24 protein-coding genes and 1 tRNA gene are annotated in these 22,015 nt (G+C 69.9%); 10 read left to right on the top strand and 15 right to left on the bottom strand.

Translation table 11 applies throughout. The features are described 5' to 3' along the window. The first annotated feature begins 43 nt into the window (after nt 1–43). A complete protein-coding gene (locus tag DFP88_RS05775) occupies nt 44–649 on the top strand; it encodes an alpha-ketoglutarate-dependent dioxygenase AlkB family protein (RefSeq protein WP_110813520.1) in 606 nt (201 codons plus the stop codon). Between the two features lie 6 nt (nt 650–655). Here DFP88_RS05775 and DFP88_RS05770 read toward each other — a convergent pair whose 3' ends face one another. Beyond that, nucleotides 656–1,588 carry an arginase family protein gene (locus DFP88_RS05770; RefSeq protein WP_110813519.1) on the bottom strand — a complete coding sequence of 311 codons (933 nt, stop codon included), beginning with the start codon at nt 1,586–1,588 and terminating at the stop codon, nt 656–658. 57 nt (nt 1,589–1,645) lie between these two features. Further along, nucleotides 1,646–2,452, bottom strand: coding sequence for an ABC transporter permease (locus DFP88_RS05765; RefSeq protein ID WP_110813518.1), 807 nt, complete (start codon nt 2,450–2,452; stop codon nt 1,646–1,648). 109 nt (nt 2,453–2,561) lie between these two features. On the opposite strand from DFP88_RS05765, the gene cysQ reads away from it, so the two are divergent. The 6 genes from cysQ (at nt 2,562) to DFP88_RS05735 (ending at nt 9,759) form a co-directional block, all read left to right on the top strand. Next, nucleotides 2,562–3,362, top strand: a complete 801-nt coding sequence (cysQ, locus tag DFP88_RS05760; RefSeq protein WP_110813517.1) for a 3'(2'),5'-bisphosphate nucleotidase CysQ — start codon at nt 2,562–2,564, stop codon at nt 3,360–3,362. A 213-nt stretch (nt 3,363–3,575) separates the two neighbouring features. After that, nucleotides 3,576–4,469 carry a UTP--glucose-1-phosphate uridylyltransferase GalU gene (gene galU / locus DFP88_RS05755; protein ID WP_110813516.1) on the top strand — a complete coding sequence of 298 codons (894 nt, stop codon included), beginning with the start codon at nt 3,576–3,578 and terminating at the stop codon, nt 4,467–4,469. Nucleotides 4,470–4,530: 61 nt separating this feature from the next. Continuing rightward, complete coding sequence (locus DFP88_RS05750) at nt 4,531–5,532, top strand: glycosyltransferase family 2 protein (RefSeq protein ID WP_342767689.1); 1,002 nt, start codon at nt 4,531–4,533, stop codon at nt 5,530–5,532. Nucleotides 5,533–5,631: 99 nt separating this feature from the next. Next, nucleotides 5,632–6,636, top strand: a complete 1,005-nt coding sequence (locus DFP88_RS05745; RefSeq protein WP_245904708.1) for a glycosyltransferase family 2 protein — start codon at nt 5,632–5,634, stop codon at nt 6,634–6,636. Then, nucleotides 6,633–8,330: a DUF5927 domain-containing protein gene (locus tag DFP88_RS05740; protein ID WP_110813514.1), complete on the top strand. Its 1,698-nt coding sequence runs from the start codon at nt 6,633–6,635 to the stop codon at nt 8,328–8,330. Before DFP88_RS05745 ends, DFP88_RS05740 begins: the two co-directional genes overlap by 4 nt. A gap of 1 nt (nt 8,331) precedes the next feature. Beyond that, nucleotides 8,332–9,759: a sulfotransferase family 2 domain-containing protein gene (locus DFP88_RS05735; RefSeq protein WP_110813513.1), complete on the top strand. Its 1,428-nt coding sequence runs from the start codon at nt 8,332–8,334 to the stop codon at nt 9,757–9,759. Here the strand turns inward: DFP88_RS05735 and DFP88_RS05730 are convergent. From DFP88_RS05730 to DFP88_RS05680, 11 genes are all read right to left on the bottom strand, one after another. After that, a complete protein-coding gene (locus tag DFP88_RS05730) occupies nt 9,756–10,220 on the bottom strand; it encodes a PTS sugar transporter subunit IIA (protein WP_110813512.1) in 465 nt (154 codons plus the stop codon). The two genes, DFP88_RS05735 and DFP88_RS05730, sit on opposite strands and share 4 nt — an antisense overlap. A gap of 52 nt (nt 10,221–10,272) precedes the next feature. Beyond that, a complete protein-coding gene (gene hpf, locus DFP88_RS05725; RefSeq protein WP_110813511.1) occupies nt 10,273–10,857 on the bottom strand; it encodes a ribosome hibernation-promoting factor, HPF/YfiA family in 585 nt (194 codons plus the stop codon). A 224-nt stretch (nt 10,858–11,081) separates the two neighbouring features. After that, complete coding sequence (gene lptB, locus DFP88_RS05720) at nt 11,082–11,834, bottom strand: LPS export ABC transporter ATP-binding protein (RefSeq protein ID WP_110813510.1); 753 nt, start codon at nt 11,832–11,834, stop codon at nt 11,082–11,084. Beyond that, nucleotides 11,834–12,334: an LptA/OstA family protein gene (locus tag DFP88_RS05715; RefSeq protein WP_110813509.1), complete on the bottom strand. Its 501-nt coding sequence runs from the start codon at nt 12,332–12,334 to the stop codon at nt 11,834–11,836. Before DFP88_RS05715 ends, lptB begins: the two co-directional genes overlap by 1 nt. An 11-nt stretch (nt 12,335–12,345) precedes the next feature. Further along, the gene (gene lptC, locus DFP88_RS05710) at nt 12,346–12,933 is read right to left on the bottom strand and encodes an LPS export ABC transporter periplasmic protein LptC (RefSeq protein ID WP_110813508.1); all 588 of its coding nucleotides are present in this window, start codon (nt 12,931–12,933) and stop codon (nt 12,346–12,348) included. A gap of 4 nt (nt 12,934–12,937) precedes the next feature. Then, entirely contained in the window at nt 12,938–13,549 is a 612-nt protein-coding gene (locus DFP88_RS05705) for a ribonuclease D (RefSeq protein WP_110813507.1), read from the bottom strand. 82 nt (nt 13,550–13,631) lie between these two features. Then, on the bottom strand, nt 13,632–14,147 hold the full coding sequence (locus DFP88_RS05700; RefSeq protein ID WP_110813506.1) for a DUF3299 domain-containing protein: 516 nt from the start codon (nt 14,145–14,147) through the stop codon (nt 13,632–13,634). A 14-nt stretch (nt 14,148–14,161) separates the two neighbouring features. Further along, nucleotides 14,162–15,412, bottom strand: coding sequence for an ABC transporter permease (locus DFP88_RS05695; RefSeq protein WP_110814149.1), 1,251 nt, complete (start codon nt 15,410–15,412; stop codon nt 14,162–14,164). Continuing rightward, nucleotides 15,412–16,128, bottom strand: a complete 717-nt coding sequence (locus DFP88_RS05690; protein ID WP_110813505.1) for an ABC transporter ATP-binding protein — start codon at nt 16,126–16,128, stop codon at nt 15,412–15,414. Before DFP88_RS05690 ends, DFP88_RS05695 begins: the two co-directional genes overlap by 1 nt. A 4-nt stretch (nt 16,129–16,132) precedes the next feature. Further along, on the bottom strand, nt 16,133–16,831 hold the full coding sequence (gene zrgA, locus DFP88_RS05685; RefSeq protein WP_245904707.1) for a zinc uptake protein ZrgA: 699 nt from the start codon (nt 16,829–16,831) through the stop codon (nt 16,133–16,135). 85 nt (nt 16,832–16,916) lie between these two features. After that, nucleotides 16,917–17,849: a zinc ABC transporter substrate-binding protein gene (locus tag DFP88_RS05680; protein WP_110813504.1), complete on the bottom strand. Its 933-nt coding sequence runs from the start codon at nt 17,847–17,849 to the stop codon at nt 16,917–16,919. Nucleotides 17,850–17,943: 94 nt separating this feature from the next. On the opposite strand from DFP88_RS05680, the gene DFP88_RS05675 reads away from it, so the two are divergent. Genes DFP88_RS05675 through DFP88_RS05665 form a run of 3 tightly spaced genes read left to right on the top strand, consistent with a single transcriptional unit; the run spans nt 17,944 to nt 19,996 of the window. Continuing rightward, the gene (locus tag DFP88_RS05675; RefSeq protein WP_110813503.1) at nt 17,944–18,432 is read left to right on the top strand and encodes a transcriptional repressor; all 489 of its coding nucleotides are present in this window, start codon (nt 17,944–17,946) and stop codon (nt 18,430–18,432) included. Further along, nucleotides 18,429–19,196 carry a metal ABC transporter ATP-binding protein gene (locus DFP88_RS05670; RefSeq protein WP_110813502.1) on the top strand — a complete coding sequence of 256 codons (768 nt, stop codon included), beginning with the start codon at nt 18,429–18,431 and terminating at the stop codon, nt 19,194–19,196. The genes DFP88_RS05675 and DFP88_RS05670 overlap by 4 nt, the downstream gene beginning before the upstream one ends. A 2-nt stretch (nt 19,197–19,198) precedes the next feature. Then, complete coding sequence (locus DFP88_RS05665; RefSeq protein WP_110813501.1) at nt 19,199–19,996, top strand: metal ABC transporter permease; 798 nt, start codon at nt 19,199–19,201, stop codon at nt 19,994–19,996. Between the two features lie 34 nt (nt 19,997–20,030). Here DFP88_RS05665 and DFP88_RS05660 read toward each other — a convergent pair whose 3' ends face one another. Beyond that, a complete protein-coding gene (locus DFP88_RS05660) occupies nt 20,031–21,680 on the bottom strand; it encodes a hypothetical protein (protein ID WP_220032294.1) in 1,650 nt (549 codons plus the stop codon). A gap of 151 nt (nt 21,681–21,831) precedes the next feature. Then, a tRNA-Leu gene (locus tag DFP88_RS05655) sits at nt 21,832–21,918 on the bottom strand. Nucleotides 21,919–22,015: the final 97 nt, after the last annotated feature.

The raw sequence follows: 22,015 nt of genomic DNA, 5'->3' as shown, positions 1-22,015 counted from the left end.
GGCAAATTTCACCCCCGATAGACCGAATTGGAGAGACTGGGCGATGACCTCTGAAACCAGCCTGAACGGCGCGCGCATCCTGCACGGCTACCTCGGGCCGCAGGATCAGGCGGCTCTCGTCGCGGCCCTGCGCCGGGTCGTGGCGCAGGCGCCCTTCTACCGCCCGGTGACCCGGCGCGGCCCGATGAGCGTGCGGATGACCGCCGCGGGGCGCTTCGGCTGGGTCGCCGACCGCCGCGGCTACCGCTACGAGGAGGCGCATCCCGAGACGGGGCAGCCCTGGCCCGCGATCCCGCAGGAGGTCCTGGCGATCTGGAACGACGTCTCGGGCTGCGCGCGGGCGCCGGAGTGCTGCCTGGTCAACCTCTACCGCGGGGCCGCGAAGATGGGCCTGCACCAGGACAAGGACGAGGCGGATTTCGACTGCCCGGTCGTCTCGATCTCGCTCGGGGACGAGGCGCTCTTCCGCGTCGGCCAGGTCGAGAAGCCCAGCCCGAGCGGGTCGGTCTGGCTGCGCTCGGGCGACGTGGCGGTTTTGGGCGGGCCGGCGCGGCTGGCGCATCACGGCATCGACCGGGTGCGCAGCGGGTCCTCGAGCCTGCTCGAGGGCGGCGGGCGGATCAACCTGACGCTGCGCGTGGTGACCTGAGGCGGCTTAGGCCCGCGTCAGCACCCCCAGCCAGCTTGTCAGAAGCTGCGCCGCCGTTGCGGCGCCCAGCCCGTCGATGTCCCGCTCCGGCATGAACTCGGCCATTGTCAGCCCGGCGATACGGCCGCGCGCGGCGATGCGCTCGACCAGATCCACCGCCTGCCAATAGCCCAGTCCGCCGGCGGTGCGGGCGACGATGGCCGGCATGATCGACGGGTCGAGCGCATCGCAGTCGAAGACCACGCAGACCCGCGCCCCCTCGGGCAGGGTGGCCAGCGGATCGGCACCACCGGCCATGGCCCGGCCCGAAACCAGCGTGGCACCCCAGGCGCGCGCATCCTCGGCGTCGCTCATGCGGGCGGAGCCGATGCCGCGCTGGCCGATCTGGATGATGCCTTCGACATGCGCCATCTCGGAGGCGCGGCGGATGGTGGAGCTCAGTCCGTACCTCTCGCCCTCGACCTCGTCGCGCCAGTCGATATGCGCGTCGATCTGCACGATCCACAGCGGCTCGGGTGAGGCGCGGCCAAGCGCCTCGATCACCGGGATGGGAATGGAATCATCGCCGCCCAGAAGCACCGGCACGGCGCCCGCACGGGCCACGGCCTCGATCGCCTCGGCGATCCGCATGCGCGTCTCGGCCGGGTCCTGCGCCAGGGGGATGTCGCCGCAATCGACGGCGCTGCCCTCGGGCAGGGCAAGGGCGCCGTGGTCGAAGTTCACATGCCCCCTGTTCGCGGCAAGATCGCCCGACCCGGCCCGGATCGCCGCCGGACCGCCGGCGCAATAGGCCCCGACAGAGGGGTAGGGCGTCGCGGTATCGGCGCCGAGGATGGCGACACGCGCGCCCTCCAGCGCCTCGGCCCGGGCGGCGGGCAGGCCGAGGAAGGTCCCTGTCTGCGTCGCCCCGAACATCCGTCCCAGCGTTCCTGCCGCCATCACCTGCCTCCTGTGCCTTGCGGCGGCAGACAAGCGCAGAGGCGGCGCGGGTGCAAGCTAGCGCCCCGCGCCCCAGCTGATCGAGGCATGGCGTCGAGTATAGAACTCTCCCATCATGCCGATCACGATCAGCGCCAGCCCGACCCAGAGCGGATACCACGGCGAGGTGAACTGCGGGTTGTAGTTGCGAAAGACGAAGCCCCGCTCCTGATCGATGACGTGGAACAGCGGGTTCCAGTCGAACAGCCCCAGCAGGTAGCCCGGCAACATGTTGGCGACGAACATCTTGCCCGAAAGGATCATGCTGGCGCGGGAGTAGATCTGCGAGACCAGCGTGACCGCCTCGGGGTACCAGGGCTTGAGGGCCATCAGGATCGTGCCGGCCCCCACGCCTGTGATCCAGGCGAGCAGCAGCATCGCCAGCGCGCCGACGGGCTTGTCGATGGCGATCGGCGTGACGATCACGTGGTAGGCGCCGAGGATCGCGGTCAGCGAGAGGATCTGCAGGTAAAGCGTGCTCAGCGCCGCGGCGCTGATGGTGATCGCGGTGTTCAGCGGCGCATGGGCCATCATCGGAGAGGTCGGCCCCTCGGCCTTGGCCACCGCCGTCAGCGTCTTGGTATGGGTCAGGAACAGGAAGATGCCGGTCATCAGGTACAGCAGGAAATCGCCGCGGATGGCGAAGCCGCGCTGCCCCAGCAGGGTGAACATCAGCCAGAAGGCGCTGAGGAAGATCACCGCCTGCGCGATGGTCATCAGAAGGCCGGCCACCGCGTTGCGATGCGCCTTGCGGATGTCCCTGACGGCAGTGTGGTAGATGCGGTGCGCCAGCCCGGCGGCGCCGCGTGCATAGGAAGGGACCATGATCCTCCGCTGCCACCGGCAGCACCGTGAGTTGCCCATCCACCCAAGGCTGACCATAGTGGCGCGCAACCGCCGGGGCAACGGTCCCGGCACAGCAAGGAGCGCCGCCATGGACATGGACAAGCTGACGCAGGTGATGCGGTCCCTCGCGATCCGGGCCGGATCGGAGATCATGACCATCTACCAATCCGAGGATTTCGATGTCCGGTCCAAGGAGGACGACTCTCCCGTGACCCGGGCCGACGAGGCCGCCGATGCCCTGATCTCGGAGGGGCTGCGCGACGCCTTCCCGGATGTGCCCCTCGTCACCGAGGAGCAGGCCGCGACCCATGGGCAAAGCGCGCAGACCTTCCTGATCGTCGATCCGCTCGACGGCACCAAGGAGTTCGTCCAGCGCCGCGGCGATTTCACCGTGAACATCGCCTATGTCGAGAACGGCGTGCCGGTCCGCGGCGTGGTCTTCGCCCCGGCGCGCAACCGCCTGTTCTACACCGAGGCCGATGGCCGCACGGTCGAGGAAAGCGGCGCCTTCGATCCCGATGCTGCCGGGCCGGTGCAGCCGCTTTCGGTCGCCACGCCGGACAATGCCGCGCTGCGCGTCGTCGCCTCCAAGTCGCACCGCGACGAGGCGACCGATACCTACATCAACAAGTACGGCATCGCCGACATGAAGAGCGCGGGATCCTCGCTCAAGTTCTGCCTCGTCGCGACGGGCGAGGCCGATCTCTACCCGCGCCTTGGCCGGACGATGGAATGGGACACGGCCGCTGGCCATGCCGTTCTGTCGGGGGCGGGCGGCTATGTCGTCCGCTTCGACGATCACAGCCCGCTGACCTACGGCAAGCCCGGCTTCGAGAACCCTTTCTTCATCGCCCATTCCCCCGGCACGGATCTGAAGTCGGCAGAGTGATTCTGCCTTGACGACCGCGGGCCTCGGATAGGATCAACGCAGGGTTGATTGAAGGGCGCCGGAGCTTTATCCGATTCGGGCAGTTTGATGGCGAAAATACGCGGGTATGGACGTGGAAACGCTCTGCGCGCTTCCCGCCGTGCTACGTCTGATGCTAGGCTTCGCCCAACATAACCCGCGCCGAGTTCGTGGCGCGGAGCAAGAGGAATTCAGATGACGCAACGTGTCACCAAGGCTGTCTTTCCCGTCGCGGGACTTGGAACGCGCTTTCTGCCGGCGACCAAATCGGTGCCGAAGGAAATCATGACTCTCGTGGATCAGCCGCTGATCCAATACGCCATCGACGAGGCGCGCGCCGCCGGCATCACGGAGTTCATCTTCGTGACCTCGCGCGGGAAGTCCGCGCTCGAGGACTACTTCGACCACTCCCCCGAGCTCGAGCGTCAGCTCGAGGCGAAGGGCAAGGACAAGCTGCTCGACACGCTGAAGTCCACCTACATGCCCTCGGGCGCGATCGCCTATATCCGCCAGCACCAGGCGCTGGGCCTCGGCCATGCGGTCTGGTGCGCGCGCAAGCTGATCGGCGACGAGCCCTTCGCCGTGATCCTGCCGGACGACGTCATCTCTGCTGACAAGCCCTGCCTGCAGCAGATGACCGAGGCCTACGAAAGGACCGGCGGCAGCATCGTCGCGGCGATGGAAGTGTCGAACGACAAGACCAGCTCCTACGGCATCCTCGACGTCGAGGACGACGGCAGCGACACGGTGCGCGTCCGCTCCATGGTCGAGAAGCCGAAGCCGGAAGAGGCGCCGTCGAACCTTGCCGTGATCGGCCGCTACATCCTGACACCCGAGGTGATGAAAAGCCTCGAGTCGGTCGAGAAGGGCGCGGGCGGAGAGATCCAGCTGACCGATGCCATCGCGGCGCAGCTGAACGGCGACAAGGGCGTCTACGGCTTCCGCTTCCGCGGCGAGCGCTTCGACTGCGGCTCCAAGGCCGGTTTCCTGCAGGCGACCGTGGCCTACGGCCTGGCGCGCGACGACCTCTCCGAGGAGTTCGGCGCCTACCTGCGCGAGATGGTCTCGATCAAGGACGCGGCCCAGTAGGGCCCGGTGGCTGGGGGGCGATGACGGCGGAACGGCTGCATCGCGCCCCGGCCTGACGGCTGTGCGGACCGCACAGCTTCGGCAGGCGCTGCGCCTGCGCCGCAAACGCCAGCGCCTGCTCTGGCGGGCCTTCCGCGCCCGCCACGCCCTCACCCCCCGCATCGACCGGACCCGCGGCCTGCCGCGCGGCGCGATCCTGTGCCTGTGCTGCCTGCGCAACGAGATGGCGCAGCTGCCGCTGTTTCTCGACCACCACCGCAGGCTGGGCGTGGATCACTTCCTCTTCGTCGACAACGGCAGCGACGACGGCAGCCTCGCCTTTCTGGCCGCACAGCCCGACGTCTCTGTCTGGAGCACTGCCGCCAGCTACCGCGACGCGCGCTTCGGCATGGACTGGCTGGGCTGGCTTTTGATGCGGCACGGGCATGGCCGCTGGTGCCTGACCCTCGATGCCGACGAGCGGCTGATCTACCCCTTCTGGACCACGCGTCCGCTGCCGGCGCTGACCGCCTGGCTCGATCACGGCGGGCAGGAGGCGCTTGGTGCGCTGATGCTGGATCTCTACCCGCAGGGGCGGCTGTCCGAGGCGGGGGCGCCCGAGGATCTGCTGTGGTTCGACGCGGGGAACTACACCCTGCGCCAGCAGGCCCCGGGTCAGGCGCTGTGGATCCAGGGCGGGCCGCGGGCCCGGGCCTTCTTCGCCGATGCGCCGCGCCGGGCGCCGACGCTGAACAAGGTGCCGCTGGTGCGCTGGCACCGGCGCTACGCCTACCTCAATGCCGCCCATACCCTGCTGCCGCCCCGGCTGAACCGCACCTACGCCAGCGCGGGCGGCGAGGCGCTGACCGGCGTGCTGCTGCACGGCAAGTTCCTCGGCGCCATCGTCGAGAAATCCGCCGAGGAGCTGGTGCGCCGGCAGCACTTCGGCGATCCCGCCCGCGCCGCGGCCTACCAACGCGCGCTGATGGGGGATCCGGTACTGAAGACCCCGCAATCGACCCGCTACACCGGCTGGCGGCAGCTGGTGGCGCTGGGGCTGATGTCGCGCGGGGGCTGGCCCTGAAATCGTGGGTAAGCCGCGGTAAACCATTGGCGCAATAGGCTGGACGCTCTGACAGGGCCGCGGAATCACTTCCGGCCCGGAACGGGAGCGCTGTTTCAGGTGAGCTTGCTCGACGCCTATCGCTTGCGCTTGCAGCGCCGCCGCCTGCAGCTGCGCGCCCGGCGCAAGGCGCGCGAGCTTCGGCTCGTCTCGGGCCGCGACGCGCCCGCCCCGGCGGGCGGGGTCACCGTCTTTACCGTCTTTCGCAATGAATACCTGCGCCTGCCGCATTTTCTGGACTATTACCGCGCGCTGGGCGTGCGCCACTTCGTGATGGTCGACAATGCCTCGACCGACGGCGGCGGCGACTGGGCGGCGAGACAGCCGGATGTGACGCTCTATGCCACCGGGGCGAGCTACCGCGCCGCGCGCTGCGGCATGGACTGGATGAACGCGCTGCTGCGCCGGCACGGCTGCGGCCGCTGGTGCCTGACCGTCGATCCCGACGAGCTTCTGGTCTTTCCCTTCTGCGACAGCCGCCCGCTGCCGGCGCTGGCGGACTGGCTGGATGCCTCCGACCTGCGCAGCTTTGCCGCCATGCTGCTGGACCTCTACCCCCGCAACCCCGAAGACGTGGCGGCCTACCGCCGCGGCGAGGATCCGCTGCGCATCCTGTCCTGGTTCGATGGCGGAAACTACGTGCTGCAGCGCAATCCCGGCCACAAGAACCCCTGGATCCAGGGCGGGCCGCGCGCCCGTGCCTACTTCGCCGCAGAGCCATGGTGCGCCCCGGCCCTGAACAAGGTGCCGCTGGTGCGCTGGTCGCGCCGCAGCGTCTACGTCAGCGCCACGCACATGATGCTGCCGCGCGGGTTGAACCAGACCTACGACCGCGACGGTGGCGAGACCGCCTGCGGGGTCCTGCTGCACACCAAGATGCTCGCCTCCTTCACCGCCAAGGCCGGAGAGGAACGGGCCCGCCGCCAGCATTTCGCCGGCGGACGCGAATACGGCGCCTATGCCGCGATCGGCCTCGCGCCGCTCTGGGGCAGCTGGAGCGAGCGCTATGCCGGCTGGCGCCAGCTCGAGGGGCTTGGCCTGATCTCGCGGGGACACTGGGCATGAGCCTCGGGATCGTCATGCTGGTGCACAGCGCCCTCGACCGGGCCGAGCAGGTGATCCGGCACTGGTACGCCGCCGGCTGCCCGCTGGTGGTGCATGTCGATGCCGCCGTGCCGGAAGCCGATTACCGGGCCTTCGCCGGATCGCTGGCCGACCTGCGCGACAGGCTGGTCTTCGCGCCGCGCTTTCGCTGCGAATGGGGCAGCTGGGAGCTGGTCGCCGCCACGCAGGCCGCCGCCGCGCTGATGCTGGACCGCTTCGAAGAGGCCGATCGCGTCTTCCTCGCCTCCGGTTCCTGCCTGCCGCTGCGCCCTGTGGCGGAGCTGCGGGCCTACCTCGAGGCGCATCCGGAGACCAATTTCATCGAAAGCGCGACCGTGCGGGACGTCACCTGGACCCGCGGCGGGCTGGGCGAGGAACGGTTCACCCTGCGTTTTCCCTTCTCCTGGAAGCGGCAGCGGCGGCTCTTTGATGCCCATGTCGCGCTGCAGCGGCGGCTGGGGGTGCGGCGGCGCATGCCCGCTGGCCTCGTGCCGCATATGGGATCGCAGTGGTGGTGCCTGACGCGCCAGACCCTGCAGCGTATCCTGAACGACCCGGATCGCGCGGCGATCGACCGGTATTTCCGGCAGGTCTGGATCCCGGACGAAAGCTATTTCCAGACCATGGCGCGCCGCTGGTCCGACCGGATCGAAAGCCGCAGCCTCACGGCCTCGACCTTCGATTTCCTCGGCCGGCCCCATATCCTTTACGACGATCACCTGCCGCTGCTGCGGCGGTCGGGCTGCTTTGTCGCGCGCAAGGCCTGGCCGGGGGCAGAGCGTCTCTACGAGGCCTTCCTGCAGGCCGACAGCGCCCCGGCGGAGCCGCTGCGCCTGCCCGATCCGGGCCGGATTGAACGGGTCTTCGCCCGCGCGGCGGAGCAGCGGTTGCGCGGGCGCGCGGGGCTGATCATGCAAGGACGGCTGCCCGCACCGCACCTGAACCTGCCGCTCACCGCGGCGCCCTACAGCGTCTTCGAGGGGGTCGCAGAGGTCTTCGACGGCTTTGCCCCATGGCTGGCGCGGCAGCTGGCAGAGGCGGGGCAGGGGGCTGCGGTGCACGGCCATCTCTTCGCGCCCGAGCGGGCGGAGTTCGCGGGCGGCGCCACCGGCTATGCCGGCGGGCTTTCGGACAGCGCGACGCTGCGCGACTACCATGCCCAGATGTTCCTTTCGAACCTGATCTGGAACACCCGCGGCCAGAGGCAGTGCTTCTCCTTCGGGCCGCGCGACACTCAGGCCATCCACTGGGATCTCGCCAAGGATCCCAATGCCGTCATCAGCGTGATCTCTGGCGCCTGGATGATCCCGCTGCACCGGGCGCCGATGCCCTTTGCCCGCCGCCGCGCGGAGGCGGCGCGGCTTCAGCGCATCGAGGCCGAGCATCTGGCCGCGCTTCGCTCGCCCTGGGCGAGGGCGCGCGTCCGCATCTGGACCCTGGCCGAGGCGCTGGAGGCGCCGGAGGAGCGGCTGCAGGAGGCGATCGAGGATACCCTCGGTGGCCCCGCCCCGCGCCGCGCCCTGCCGGCGCTGGCGGATATGGAGGGCCTGCCGGATTTCCTGCAGGCGCTTCGCAACGCCGGGATGCACCCCCAGCTGACCGGAGAGCTGCGGGCCGTCCCCGCGCCCCCCGCCCGCCGCGCGGAGCGCGCCTGAGATGCCTTTCCACAGCTTCGTCGTGCTGGCCGGGATGCGGACCGGGTCGAACTTCCTCGACAGCAATCTCGCGGCGCTGGACGGGGTCATGTGCCATGGCGAGGCCTTCAATCCCTCCTTCCTCGGTCATCCGAACACGCCGCAGCTGCTTGGCATGACCCAGGAGGAGCGCGACGCCGATCCGCTGGCTCTGCTGGCGCGGATCAGGGCGGCGCCCGGGCTGAACGGGTTTCGCTACTTCTCGGATCACGACCCGCGCGTGCTGCCGGCGCTGCTGGAGGATCCGGGGGTCGCGAAGGTCATCCTCACGCGCAATCCGCTGGAAACCTACGTCAGCCGCGGGATCGCGGTGGCGACGGGGCAGTGGCGGCTGACCGACGCGCGCCGCGCGAAGACCGCACGCGTCCGCTTCGACGCCGAGGCCTTCGAGGCGCATGTTGATGAGACGGCGCGCTTTCACCACCACGTGCAGCGCGCGCTGCAATGCTCCGGCCAGTCGGGATTCGCGCTGGACTACGAGGATCTGAATTCGCTCGAGGTGCTGAACGGCCTCGCCGCATGGCTGGGGGTGCCTGCGCGGCTCGAGCGGCTGCAGACAAGGTTCAAGCGGCAGGGCATCCTGCCGCTCTGCGAGCGGGTCGAGAATCCTGGACAGATGCAAGAGGCGCTGGCCGGTCTGGACGCCTGGGGGCTGGAGGCGGGCGCGGCGCCCGATTTCGGCGCGCCCCGCCCGCCCGGTGCGGCAATCCCGCGCTACATCGCGGCGCCTGCCGCGCCGCTGCTGTTCCAGCCCATCGCCTCGGGGCCAGAGGCCGTCGTCGGCGAATGGCTTTCCGCGCTGGACGGCGGGGCGGCGCCGCGCAGCGGTTTTCGCTGGCGCAGCCTGCGAGACTGGCAGCGGGCGCATCCGCAGCACCGGCGCTTTACCGTCCTGCGCCACCCGGTGCTGCGGGCCTATGCCTGTTTTCGCCGGCACATGGTGGCGCAGGGGCCAGAGTGCTTCGCGGCCATCCGTGCCTGGGTCTGGCGCCGCTACGGCATGAGGGTCAGCGCGCAGCCCGGCTGGCCGGCAGAGGAGGAGCGCGCCGCCTTCCTCGCCTTTCTGGCCTTTCTGTCGGACAACCTCGCCGGCCGGACGCCGCATCGCATCGATCGGGCCTGGATGCCGCAGGTCGACATCCTGCGCGGCTTCGGCGCGGCGCTGCCGCCGGACATGATCCTGCGGGAGGAAACGCTAGAGGCGGAGCTGGGGGTGATCGCCGCGCTGGTGGACTGCGATCCCCCGCCGCTCGCGCTGGCGGAGGATCCGCTGATCGCGCGGCTGGATGCGCTCTACGGGCCGGATGTCGAGGCCGCGGTGCGAAGAGCCTTCGCCCGGGACTACGATCTTCTGGGCTTCTCCGACTGGCGCGGAGGGGCGCCGACCTAGGCGGCCTTGATCGCCGGCGCCTCGGTCAGGATGGCATGCAGCGTTGCGGTGTCGCTGTTCGCGCGCAGCTTGCTGCAGACGTTGCTATCGCGCATCGTGCGAGAGACCAGCGCCAGCGCCTTGAGGTGCTCGACCCCGCTGCCGCCGGGGGCCAGCAGGCAGAAGATCAGGTCGACGGGCTGGCGGTCGATGGCGTCGAAATCCAGCGGCTTCTCGAGCTTCATGAAGAGGCCCAGCACGCGGTCCAGCTTGTCCAGCCGGGCATGGGGCAGGGCGACGCCGTGGCCCACGGCGGTGGGGCCCAGGGCCTCGCGCTCCATCAGGGCCTCGACAACCAGGGGGGCGGCCTGCGCGTAGCGGGTTTCGGCGAGCTCTCCCAGATCCTGGAAGAGCCGCTTCTTGCTGCTGATGGAGGACAGGACCTTCACGCCGTCCGGAGGAAGGATCTGGGAAATATGCATCGCGTCGTTCCCTTTCGCCGGCTGCCCGGCCCTCTGGTCGCTCGCGCGCCCCTTAGCGCGAGCCGCGTGGGTCTATCCACCCGAAATTGCCGTCTTCGCGGCGATAAACCACGTTGATCCCGCTATGCTTCTCGTTGCGGAAGACGAGCAGCGGCGCCTCGGCCAGTTCAAGTTGCATGACGGCTTCCCCCACGGAAAGAGACGGGATCTGCGTCTCCATCTCGGCCACGATCATCGGGGCCAGGGAATCGTGGTCGGCGCCTTCCATGTCGTCGTTCTCTTCCGTCGGCGCGAGGATATAGGAGTCGGCGCCGAGAAGTTCAACAGGATCCGGGCGCGTCCGGTGGTGATCTTTCAACCGGCGCTTGTACCGGCGCAGCTGCTTGCCCATCTTCTCGTCGCAGGCATCGAAGGCGGCGTAGATCTCGGTCGCGCGGGCGCGCGCCGAGAGGTTCAGCCCGGTCGACAGATGCACCACCGCCTCGCAGGAATACTCATGCGCGACGCGCGAGAAGACGATTGAGGCGTCGGTCGGCCGACCGGCATATTTCTCCAGCGTCTCGCCAAGCTGCGTGCGCACATGCGTCTGCAGCGCCTCGCCGATATCGATCTGCTTTCCGCTGATCTGGTAGCGCATCCGAACCCTCCTGAGGTTGCCCCGGGCTCGGTCAGCCGGGCCGCGCGCTGCGCGGTCGTCGGCTGCCGGCTCCGGGAAATGCGACGGCTCCGCCCTTGTCGCAGCGCGGTACCGGGCGGGCTGGGCCTGCCGGATGGCGAAGCTGGACGTGGCAACCGGAGTCGTCATGACACCAAGATGACACGGGCCGGCGGTGTCCTGTCAATCGCGCGGCTGCGCCAAGGTCAATCAACCTTGAATCCTTGGCCGAGGTAGACGCGGCGCACGTTCTCGTCGCGGACCACCTCCTCGGCGGAGCCGCTCATCAGCACGACGCCCTCGTTCAGGATATAGGCGCGGTCGACGATGCCCAGCGTCTCGCGGACGTTGTGATCGGTGATCAGCACGCCCAGCCCGCGCGTCTTGAGGTCGGCGACAAGGGTGCGGATATCGTTCACCGCGATCGGATCAACCCCGGCGAAGGGTTCGTCCAGCAGCACGAAATCCGGCCCCGCGGCGAGGCAGCGGGCGATCTCGACCCGCCGCCGCTCACCGCCCGAGAGGGCCAGCGCGGGCGCGCGGCGCAGGTGGCCGATGGAGAAATCGGACAGCAGCTCCTCAAGCTTTTCGCGGCGGCTGGTGCGATCCGGCTCGCTCAGCTCGAGGATGGCGAGGATGTTGTCCTCGACCGAGAGGCCGCGAAAGATGCTCATCTCTTGGGGCAGGTAGCCGATGCCCATCCGCGCGCGGCGGTACATCGGCAGGCGCGAGACGTCCTGCCCGTCGATCAGCACCTGCCCACCGTCGGCCGGAACCAGCCCGGCGATGGCGTAGAAACAGGTCGTCTTGCCCGATCCGTTCGGCCCGAGAAGGGCCACCACCTCGCCCCGGTCGAGGTGCAGCGAGACGTCGCGGATCACCGGGCGGCGGCGATAGCTCTTGCGCAGCCCGCGCACCTCGAGGCCGGCATCGCCCTGCGTCACGGTCAGCTCCGGCATCACGGGGCGTCCGGGTTCAGGACGGTGCGCACCCGCCCGTCGAGCTGGGCGTTGCCCGAGGCGATGTCGACCACCATCCGCTCGGAGGACAGGGCGGTGCCGCCCTGCGTCAGCAGCACCTCTCCGGTCATGGTCACCGTGCCGGCGGTCAGGTCGTAGACGGCTTCCTCGGCCTCGGCCGCCTCGCTCGCGGTGGCCAGCGTCACGCCGCCGCTGGCGGCGAGGCGGGTGATATCGCCCGAGGCCTCGTCGTAGGTCACCTCGACCCGCGCTGCCGAGAGGCGCATCTCGCCCTGTCCGATCACCACGTTGCCGGCGAAGGTGGCGCCGCCGCCGGCGCGGTCGACCGTCAGGCTGTCGGCCGTCACCTCGACCTCGGCCGAGGGATCGACCGACAGCCCGCCAAGGGCCACGCCCGTCTGGGCCGAGGCCATGCCGGGCATCAGCCCGGCGACCATATCGGCGATCAGGACGAACAGCAGGGCGGTCAGGCGGCGCATCGGCATATCCTTCAGGGTTCCGGTCGATATAGGAGGCGGACGCCGCCGGAGAAGACCAGGCTCTCGCCCCCCGCGTCCGAGGCATCGAGGGTCAGCGCCCCCGCGGTCAGGGCGCCGTAGGGTGCGCGCACCTCCAGCGGGCCCAGCGAGGAGAGCCTGCCGGTATCGAGATCGGCCTCCATCCCCGCGGTCTCCATCTGGTAGCCGAGGGTGGAGTCGACATGCGCAAGGTCGGTAAGGCGCGCGCTGCGGCCATCGGCGCTGATCGTGCCGCTGCCCGAGGTGACGGTCACCTCGCCGCCGCCGGGCAGGAGCATGCGCGCGCGCGGCGCGTCGATGGTGAAGAGTGCGCCTTCAGGGCGGGCGGTGCGGGCCGAAACCTCGATATCCGCGCCATTCGCCGCGACGCCGGAAAAACGCGGCGCGGCGATGCGCTGCTCGCGCGCGATCTCCTCGATCTCGGCGAAGGGGATGTCGGAGGTGCCGCCGGGCGCGCGGGCCAGCAGGAACATGGTCGACAGCAGGCAAAGCGCCGCCAGCGGCAGCAGGACCTTGGCCCAGCCGACGAGGCGGGAGTGGCGGGAGATGCTGCCCGCCACCGGGTCAATGCGCGAAGATGTCGATCTCGGGCCAGCCCTCGAGATCGAGTTGCGCGCGCGTCGGCAAGAAATCGAAGCACTGCTGCGCCAGCGCCGTGCGCCCCTCGCGCGCCAGCATCACGTCGAGCGCATCCTTCAGCTTGTGCAGGTGCAGCACGTCCGAGGCGGCGTAGTCCAGCTGCGCCTCGGTCAGCGTCTCGGCGCCCCAGTCGGATTGCTGCTGCTGCTTGGAGACGTCGATGCCGCACAGGTCGTTCAGCAGGTACTTGAGCCCGTGGCGGTCGGTGAAGGTGCGCACCAGCTTCGAGGCGATCTTGGTGCAATAGACCGGCGCGGCCAGCGTGCCGAAGGTCTGCGCCATGGCGGCGATGTCGAAGCGGCCGAAATGGAACAGCTTCAACACCTCGGGGTCGGCCAGCAGGCGCTGCAGGTTCGGCGCCTCGGTCTGGCCGGGGGCGACCTGCACGAGGTGGCAGTTCCCGTCGCCCGAGGACATCTGCACAAGGCACAGGCGGTCGCGCTTGTGGTTCAGCCCCATCGCCTCGCAGTCGATGGCGACGGAGGGGCCCAGATCCAACCCGTCGGGCAGGTCGCCCTGGTAGAGGAAGTTCGCCATGCCCGTGCTCCGCCTTGTGATCCTGGCTCGTGATCTCGGGGCGACAGATACGCACCGCTTGCGGCACGGGCAAGGCGATGGGTCAGCCGCGGTAGGGCCGGATGTCCTGCGCCGCCAGCGAATAGCCCACATCGGCCAGCTCCGTCGCGGTTGCGGCAGACCCGAAAAGCCCCTCAACCCAGACCGGGTCGAACAGGCCCGAAACCTCGTAGGGCGTGTCGCTGGTGACCATGACCAGCTGGTTGGCCGGCGGCGGCGGGACATGCACGCAGGCCCCGACATAGGGCACCAGAAGGAAGGCCGTGACCCCGGTGCCGGCGTAATCCAGCGGCACCACGTAGCCGGGCAGGCGGATCACCTTGCCGTCATATTCGGTCGTCACGCCCGCGGCGGGGGCCTGCTCGAACCCGGTCGAGAGCTGCTCGTGCTCGACCACGCCGCTGCCGCCCAGCGATTCGAGGGAGACGGCCTCTTCGCCCGTGGGCAGCAGATCGTCCCAGCCCAGCTCGATGGGCTGGTCCGCGCGGGCGGCACGGGGCAGGGCGGCGAAGGCGGTGCCGGCGGCCAGAAGGGTGCGGCGGGTGGGGCCTTTGGTCATCCTCGGTCTCCGTCTCAGGTTCGCGGTGTCATGCCATCGGCCAGCGACAGCCGGTAGGCGCGCAGCGCCGGAAGCAGCCCGGTCGCCGCGCCGGCCAGGACGACGGTGACCAGCACCATCCCCTCGCGCGCGCTGGGCGCGTCGATGGTTAGATAAAGCCCGAAGGCGGCATCGATCCAGGGCTGCGCTAGCCAGAGCCCCAGATAAAGCATCACGGCACCGAGAAGCGCGCCCGCCAGCGCCATCATCGCCGCCTCGAGCGTCAGCAGCCCCATGATGGTGAGGGGCCTCGCACCATTGGCGCGCAGGATCGCCATCTCGCGCCGCCGCTCGTTCAGGCCCGAGAAGATCATCGCCGCCATGCCGATCAGCGCGGTCGCCACGACCATGCCCGACACGCCGATCAGCGCCGTCTCGGCGATGCCGACGATGCCCCAAAGCTCCTGCAGCGCGACGCCGGGCAGCACCGCCAGCAGCGGCTCGGAGGGGTACTCGTTGATCCAGCGCTGAAGCTGGAAGATCTGGATGCGGTTCTTCACGCCAACCATGGCCGCCGTCACCGCGTCCGGCGTCAGGTCCATCTGCCGCAGCTCCTCCGCCGGGGTGGTCTGGCCGGGCGCACGGGCGCCGCCCTGCCAGTCGACGTGGATCGCGGTGATCGCATCGAGGCCGACGATCACCGTGCGGTCCACCGGCGTTCCTGTCCGGTCGAGGATCCCCGCCACGCGGAAAGGCAGGTCGTCATGCTCGGTAAAGGAGGCGATGCCATGGGCCACGACAATGGGATCGCCGAGCTCGTACCCCAGCTCGCGCGCGACATCGGCGCCGATCACCGCGTCGAAGAGGTCGTCCATGCGCCCGCCTTGCGCGAAGGACAGGCTGCGCCCGCCGCGGAAATGGTAGCGGTCGAAATAGGCCTCTGTCGTGCCCATGACGCGGAACTGGTGGTGGCTGTCGCCAAGGCTGATCGGCACCATCCAGTCGACCTCGGGGCGTTCCGCGATCTCCTGGTAGCTTTGCCAGGTGATGTTGTTGGTCGCGTTCCCGATGCGGAAGACCGAGTAGAGCAGCAGCTGCACAGACCCCGAGCGCGCGCCGACGATCAGGTCGGTGTCCGAGATCGTGTCGGCGAAGCTGCCCTTGGCCCCGGTGCGCACCTTCTCCACGCCCATGAAGAGGGCGACCGACAGCGCGATCGACAAAATGGTAAGCCCGACGGTGATCCGCCGGGCGATGAGAGAGCGAAAGGCAAGGCGCGTCAGTATCATGCGGCGAAGCCGGTCCTTTGAATCGTCGCGATATCCTCGAGCCGGATCGCATCGTCGAAGCGGGGGGCAAGGCGGTCGTCGTGGCTGACCATGATCAGCGTCGTGCCCGCGGCCTCGCATTGCGTGAAGAGCAAGTCGAGGAAGGCATCCTGGCTGCCCGCGTCCAGCGCGGAGGTCGGCTCGTCCGCGATCAGCAGCGGCGGCGCGCCGATCAGCGCGCGGGCCACGGCGATGCGCTGCTGCTGGCCGACGCTCAGCAGGCCGGCGCGGGGCGCGTCGATCGCCTCTTCCGGCAGCTTCAGCGCGGTCATCAGGCGCCGCGCCTCGGCCCGCGCGCCGCCACGGCCCGCCGCCTCGGCCCGCTGCCGCCGCTCGGGCGCGAAGCGCAGCGGCAGGCAGATGTTGTCGGTGGGCGAGGCATAGGGCAGCAGGTTGAACTGCTGGAAGACGACGCCGATGCGCTCGGCCCTGACCCTGTCGCGCCGGGTGGACCCCAGCGCGCCGAGGTCGGTGCCATCGACCTCGACCCGGCCCCTGTCGGGCCGGTTGATGCCGCAGATCAGGCTGAGCAGGGTGGATTTGCCCGACCCGCTCTCGCCCAGCAGCAGCAGCCTTGCGCCCGCCGCCACGCGCCAGCCCGGCACGGACAGGCCGAAGCCTGCCCGCCCGGGCCAGCGGAACGCGACATCCGTCAGGGCGAGCGCCTCGGCCATCGGATCAGATGCGGTCGGCGAGATCGACGCTCGGCGCGTCGCGGGTGACCTCGAAGCCCGAGGTGCCGGCATCCGAGATCATCTGCCCGTTCAGGCGCTGGGCGTTCTCGAAGCGCTCGAAGTAAGCGAAGTCGATGCCGGTCAGCGCGTCGATGGACTCGCAGGTCATCGCGTAGCTGGCGTGGTACTCGTTGTGCTGGGCGCCTTCGGCATGGTCGTGGTCGTGGTCGTGGTCGTGGTCGTCGTGCCCGGCCTCTTCGTGATCGTGATCGTGCTCTTCGTGCTCGTGATCCTCGTGCTCGGCCTCGTCATGATCGTGGTCATGCTCGCCTGCGTCCTCGGCGTGCTCATGCTCATGCTCTTCGTCGCCGTGGTCATGCGCGCCGGCGACGATCTCGACCGTGGCGTCGTCCAGCGTGCAGCCGGCATCGCCCGTCAGCACGAAAAGCTCCAGCGGGCGGGACAGCGCCTCGCGGGCCTCTTCGACGGCGGTTTCCTGCGCCTCGGTGCTGGGCGCATGTTCAAAGCCGGTGATGTCGGCGCCCGGCGCCTCGAGCTCGATCAGCAGCTGGTCGCCGTCGACGGCGATGTTCAGCAGCCCGGTGCCATGCTCGTGCGGGCCGAGCTCGCGGGTCTCTTGCGCCTGCGCGGTGCCGGCAGCGGCGGCGAGCCCGAGGGCGGCGATCATAAGGCGGTGCGTCATGGGAATCCTCGCTAAAGCTTGTTACGTTATACCTTATTCGCCGGAGCGGAGGATGCGCAAGCGATCGCCTCGCGCGGCCCGGAGGTCAGGCGCCCTCCTCGGCGCAGGCGGCAAGCTCTGCCCCGAGGCTTCGCAGCATTTGGGGATAGAGGTCCGGGCCGGGTTCGATCCGGCTGGCCAGCGGGTCGATAAGGCGGATCCGCGCACCGCTCCCCTCGATCACGCTTTCCAGCAGGCCGGGGTCGAATTGCGGCTCGGCGAGGGCGCAGGTCACGTCGAGGTCCGCGACCTCCTGCTTGAGGGCCTGCAGCCGGGCGGGGCCGGGATCGGTGGCGTCCGACAGCGCCACGGCGCCCGCGGCGGGCATGTCGAAGCGGTCCTCGAAGTAGTGGAAGGCATCGTGGAACACGATGTAGCGCAGGCCCCGCACGGGCTGCAGCGCCTGCGCGGTCTCGGCGGTGGCGGCGTCAATCTCGGCCCGCCCCGCCTCGGCATTGGCGGCGTAGGTTTCGGCGTTCTCGGGGTCCAGCCTCTGCAGTGCCTCGGCGATGACGGTCAGCCAGCGCTTGCCGTTCTCGGGGTCGAGCCAGGCATGCGGATCGAAGGTGCCGTGGTCATGCCCGGCCGGCTCTTCGCCCTGATCCTGCGCGAGGAAATCCTCCTGCGCCCGCAGCGGCAGGCGGATGGTGCCCTCCTGCTCCAGCAGCGGCAGGATCTCGGCCTGCTCGGCCAGCGAGGCGATGGGCCGCGCCAGCCAGGGGGTCAGGGTAGGCCCGATCCAGACCACGAGGTCGGCCTGCTGCAGCGCCTGCGCATCCGAGGGGCGCAGCGTGTAGCTGTGCGGCGATGTGCCGGGCTGGACCAGCATCGCAGGCTCGCCCAGCCCCTCCATCGCCCGCGCCACGAGGGACTGCACCGGGGCCACGTCCGTCACCACGCGCGGCACCTCGGCCGCGGCGGCGCCGCAGGCAAGGCAGGCGGCGACAAAGGCAATGAGGCGCGCCGGGATGTTGGACATGGGACGTTCCTGTGATTACATAACAGACGACGGAGGCGCATAGCCCTGCCGCCACTGTATCACAACGCTTTTCTACGTCCCCCCGGGAGGGCCCATGTCCATCGGTTTCCACAGCCACGATCACGCCAGCTGCGTCGCCGGGGGCGTGGAGGCCGCGGAGCGTCATTGCGCCGCGGAGAAGCTGCAGTTCACCCCCGTCCGGCGCCGCGTCCTCGAGATCCTGCTGAGCGAGCACAAGGCGATGGGCGCCTACGAGATCCTCGACATCCTGCGCGCCGAGGGGCTGGGATCGCAGCCGCCCGTCGCCTACCGGGCGCTCGATTTTCTGGTCAAGCACGGCTTCGTGCACCGGATCGAGCGGCTGAACGGCTTCATTGCCTGCGCCCATTTCGGCAGCGGCCATACGCCGGCCTTCCTGATCTGCCGCAACTGCGCGCTGGTGGTCGAATCCGAGACCGATCCCGCGCAGGGCGAGCTGGGGCGCGCCGCCGTGGAAAGCGGCTTTCGAATCGAGCGCACGGTGCGCGAGGCCGAGGGTCTGTGCCCCCTCTGCCAGGATGCCCCGCAAGGCGCCCCGGCGTGAGCCGGCCGCTGATCGAGGCCAAGGGCCTGAGCGTGCGCTACGGCGGCGCCACGGCGCTGAGCGATGTCGATTTCAGCATCGGGCGCGGCGAGATCGTGACCGTCGTCGGCCCCAACGGCTCGGGCAAGTCGACCCTGCTGCGGGCCATCGTCGGCTCAGAACGGCCCTTTGCCGGGCGCATCACCCGCGCGCCGGGGCTGCGGCTGGGCTATGTGCCGCAGCGGCTGGCGATCGATCCGACGCTGCCGCTGACGGTGCGCCGCTTCCTCGGGTTGCCGCGCCGGACCAGCGCCGCGGCGGCGCAGGAGGCGCTCGAGCGGGCCGGGGTGCCCGACATCTCCACCCGGCAGGTCGCCGGCCTGTCCGGCGGGCAGCTTCAGCGCGTCCTGCTGGCGCGGGCGCTGCTGGCCGAGCCCGATCTTCTGCTGCTGGACGAGGCGACCGCCGGCCTCGACCAGCCGGGGGCGGCCGCCTTCTACCGCCGGATCGAGGATCTGCGCGCCGAGACCGGCTGCGCCGTGCTCATGGTCAGCCATGACCTGCACGTGGTGATGAGCGCCTCTGACCGGGTGATCTGCCTGAACGGACATATCTGCTGCGAGGGCACGCCCGAGGTCGTGGCCGAGGCGCCCGATTACCGCCGCCTCTTCGGCGAGGGGACGCAGGGCGCGCTGGCGCTGTACCGGCACGAGCATCGCGGCCACCGGCACGATCCGGGCCACCACCACCATCATCACCACGACGACGCGCGGGCGGCGGGCTGACCATGCTGGACGATTTCCTGACCCGTGCCGCCCTGGCGGCCGTGGGTGTCGCGCTGGCCGCGGCGCCGCTGGGCTGCTTCGTCGTCTGGCGGCGGCTGGCCTATTTCAGCGATGCGACCAGCCATGCCGCGATCCTGGGCGTGGCGCTGTCGCTGGCGCTGAGCCTGCCGCTGGCGCTGGGCGTTCTGGCGGTCTGCCTGATCGCCGCGCTGACGGTGGCAGCCCTGTCGGGGCGCAGCCAGGCGACCGATACGCTTCTGGGCGTGGTCGCTCATTCGGCGCTGGCGGTGGGGCTGGTGGCGGTGTCCTTCCTGCCGCAGGTCCGGGTCGACCTGCAAAGCTACCTCTTCGGCGATATCCTCGCCGTCTCGCGCTATGATCTGGGGATGATCTGGGGCGGTGCCGCGCTGGTGGTGGCGCTGGTCGTCTGGCGCTGGTCGGCGCTGCTGACCACGACGTTGGGGCCGGAGCTGGCCCATGCCGCCGGCCTGCACCCCGCGCGCGAGCGGCTGGTGCTGACCATGGCGCTTGCGCTGGTGGTGGCGGTGGCGATCCAGGTGGTGGGCGCGCTGCTGATCGGCGCGCTGCTGGTCATTCCCGCCGCCGCCGCACGCCCCTTCGCCCGCACGCCCGAGGGCATGGCGGCGCTGGCGACGGGGCTTGCCGTTCTGGCGGCGCTGGGCGGGCTTTACGGGTCTCTCTGGACCGATGCGCCGACAGGCCCGGCGATCGTCTGCGTCGCCGCGCTGCTTTACGCCCTGTCGCGGCTGGCCGGGCGGTTCGCGGGGAACCGAGGCTGAGTGCCCCCGCCCGGGACGGGCGGGGGCCGCAGGATCAGGCGAGGTCGAAGACGTCCGCGCCGATCTGCAGGCGGATATCCTGCTGCGCGCCGCCGTCGACGAGGGCCCAGATGATCTGGCCGGTCGGCTTGTAGATCACGAAGGCCTCCTGCGCCGCGCCGCCGGCATTCGCCGTCTGCGCGAGGTTGATCTGGAACTGCTCTGCCGTTGCCGCCGGATCGCCGCCCCAGACCAGACGGTCCCCGTCGGTCGCCGCGTAGTCCTGGATCCAGTCGTTGCCATGCCCGGCGACGCCGGCATGGTAGAAGCGGTCCGGGCCGGCGCCGCCGTTCAGACGGTCCGAGCCGAAGCCCCCGTTGAGGAAGTCGAAGCCGTCGCCGCCGTAGAGCAGGTCGCCGAAGGCCGCGCCGGTCAGGATGTCGGCGCCTTCGTTGCCGATGACCGTATCGGCCCCGTAGCCGCCCGCCATGCTGTCGGCGCCGGCGCCGCCCATGATCAGGTCGTTTCCGTAGCCGGCGTCGATCACGTCGTTCCCGGCGCCGCCGTAGATGACGTCCCGCAGGTCCGCGGCGGAGCTGCCGCCGAAGATCATGTCGTCGCCGTCGCCGCCGTTCAGCATGTCGCGCCCGTCGCCGCCCTCGAGCCGGTCGTCGCCCGCCTCGCCCAGCAGCCGGTCGTCGCCGCCGCCGCCGTAAAGCCGGTCATCGCCGTTGCCGCCGAAGAGCTGGTCGTTCCCCGCGAGGCCCGAGATGACGTCGCCGCCGTTGCCGCCCTGCAGCCGGTCGGCCTGCGGGGTGCCGGTCAGCGTCAGCCCCGCGGCAACGGCGGCCGTCGCTGCGCTGGTGACGTTTTCCTGCGTGCCGTAGCCGTCGGTATAGGCCACCTGCAGCGAGATGCGCGAGGAGACGAGCGTCTCGTCCAGCAGCAGCGTCGCGGCGGTCGCGCCGGCGATCGCCTCGCCGTCGGCCAGCCACTGGTAGCGCGGCGTTCCCAGCCCGTCGGCATCCGACAGGCCCGACAGATCCGCCTTCAGCGTCTCGTCGATGGCCGCGTTGCCCTGGATCGTGACGGCGCCCCGGGGGCTGTCGTTGACATTGGTCACGTCGCGGGTCGGATCGCTGGTAACGGTGCTCGTCTCGCCGAGGTTATCGGTGATGGTGGCGCGGGCGGCGATGGCCTTGCCCACATCGGCCTGCGTCAGGCGGTAGGACTGGCCCTGCGCCCCGGCGATGACGGCCCCGTCGCGGGTCCAGGACCAGGCGATGGACTGCAGCCCCTCGGGATCGCCGAGGGACTGGTTCTGGGCCTGCAGAAGCTGCCCCTGCGCCGCGGTGCCGGCGATGCCGACAGCGCCGGTGGCGGGCCGGTTGTCGGTGATGCTCAGGGCGATGGTGTCGTAGACCTGGCCGTCGAGCGTGACCTGCAGCTGCGCCCGCTCCGTGCCTTCGGCCAGCCCGTCGGCCAGCGCGGAATAGCTGTAGTTCGCGCTCTCGCGCTTGTAGCCGTTCGTCTCCACCGTCGCGGAGGAAACCTGCCGCAGCGAGAAATCCGCCGCGCCCAGGCCGTTCGCGACGAGGAGCGAGACGGACAGCGTCTCGTAGGTGCCTTCGGCCTCTACCGTGAAGAAGCCGTCGCGGCCTTCCACGAGGTTGAGCGCCGAAATGTCGAAGGTCGCAGAAGCCATGCTGGAGATCCCCTTGATGTCCCGCGCCACCTAGCACGCGATCGCGCGGAAGGCGAAGGCCATAGACGCACAAGACGGCGATCACGGCTTACTGTACGAGATCGGCCCGAAGGGCTGCGCGATACCGTGCGGAATGCTAAGGGAGGGGATATGGTGCCCAGGAGAGGACTCGAACCTCCACGACCTTTCGATCACTGGCACCTGAAGCCAGCGCGTCTACCAATTCCGCCACCTGGGCAGGTTGCGTGGAGCGGCGTTTAGAGGGGCCTCGTTGCGGTGTCAACGCGATTTCGCCAAGGCGGCGGGTGACGTAAGGGCGGCGACAGGGCGACGGG

Source organism: Pseudoroseicyclus aestuarii (genome assembly GCF_003217255.1).
GTDB classification, from domain to species: Bacteria; Pseudomonadota; Alphaproteobacteria; order Rhodobacterales; family Rhodobacteraceae; genus Pseudoroseicyclus; species Pseudoroseicyclus aestuarii.
This window is presented reverse-complemented; position numbering and strand designations above follow the sequence as displayed.

Excerpts from the sequence above, each read along its gene's own strand:
- DFP88_RS05775 (WP_110813520.1), top strand. The coding sequence starts at position 44 with ATGACCTCTGAAACCAGCCTGAACGGCGCGCGCATCCTGCACGGCTAC.
- DFP88_RS05770 (WP_110813519.1), bottom strand. The coding sequence starts at position 1,588 with ATGGCGGCAGGAACGCTGGGACGGATGTTCGGGGCGACGCAGACAGGG.
- DFP88_RS05765 (WP_110813518.1), bottom strand. The coding sequence starts at position 2,452 with ATGGTCCCTTCCTATGCACGCGGCGCCGCCGGGCTGGCGCACCGCATC.
- cysQ (WP_110813517.1), top strand. The coding sequence starts at position 2,562 with ATGGACATGGACAAGCTGACGCAGGTGATGCGGTCCCTCGCGATCCGG.
- galU (WP_110813516.1), top strand. The coding sequence starts at position 3,576 with ATGACGCAACGTGTCACCAAGGCTGTCTTTCCCGTCGCGGGACTTGGA.
- DFP88_RS05740 (WP_110813514.1), top strand. The coding sequence starts at position 6,633 with ATGAGCCTCGGGATCGTCATGCTGGTGCACAGCGCCCTCGACCGGGCC.
- DFP88_RS05735 (WP_110813513.1), top strand. The coding sequence starts at position 8,332 with ATGCCTTTCCACAGCTTCGTCGTGCTGGCCGGGATGCGGACCGGGTCG.
- DFP88_RS05730 (WP_110813512.1), bottom strand. The coding sequence starts at position 10,220 with ATGCATATTTCCCAGATCCTTCCTCCGGACGGCGTGAAGGTCCTGTCC.
- hpf (WP_110813511.1), bottom strand. The coding sequence starts at position 10,857 with ATGCGCTACCAGATCAGCGGAAAGCAGATCGATATCGGCGAGGCGCTG.
- lptB (WP_110813510.1), bottom strand. The coding sequence starts at position 11,834 with ATGCCGGAGCTGACCGTGACGCAGGGCGATGCCGGCCTCGAGGTGCGC.
- DFP88_RS05715 (WP_110813509.1), bottom strand. The coding sequence starts at position 12,334 with ATGCGCCGCCTGACCGCCCTGCTGTTCGTCCTGATCGCCGATATGGTC.
- DFP88_RS05705 (WP_110813507.1), bottom strand. The coding sequence starts at position 13,549 with ATGGCGAACTTCCTCTACCAGGGCGACCTGCCCGACGGGTTGGATCTG.
- DFP88_RS05700 (WP_110813506.1), bottom strand. The coding sequence starts at position 14,147 with ATGACCAAAGGCCCCACCCGCCGCACCCTTCTGGCCGCCGGCACCGCC.
- DFP88_RS05690 (WP_110813505.1), bottom strand. The coding sequence starts at position 16,128 with ATGGCCGAGGCGCTCGCCCTGACGGATGTCGCGTTCCGCTGGCCCGGG.
- zrgA (WP_245904707.1), bottom strand. The coding sequence starts at position 16,831 with ATGACGCACCGCCTTATGATCGCCGCCCTCGGGCTCGCCGCCGCTGCC.
- DFP88_RS05680 (WP_110813504.1), bottom strand. The coding sequence starts at position 17,849 with ATGTCCAACATCCCGGCGCGCCTCATTGCCTTTGTCGCCGCCTGCCTT.
- DFP88_RS05675 (WP_110813503.1), top strand. The coding sequence starts at position 17,944 with ATGTCCATCGGTTTCCACAGCCACGATCACGCCAGCTGCGTCGCCGGG.
- DFP88_RS05665 (WP_110813501.1), top strand. The coding sequence starts at position 19,199 with ATGCTGGACGATTTCCTGACCCGTGCCGCCCTGGCGGCCGTGGGTGTC.
- DFP88_RS05660 (WP_220032294.1), bottom strand. The coding sequence starts at position 21,680 with ATGGCTTCTGCGACCTTCGACATTTCGGCGCTCAACCTCGTGGAAGGC.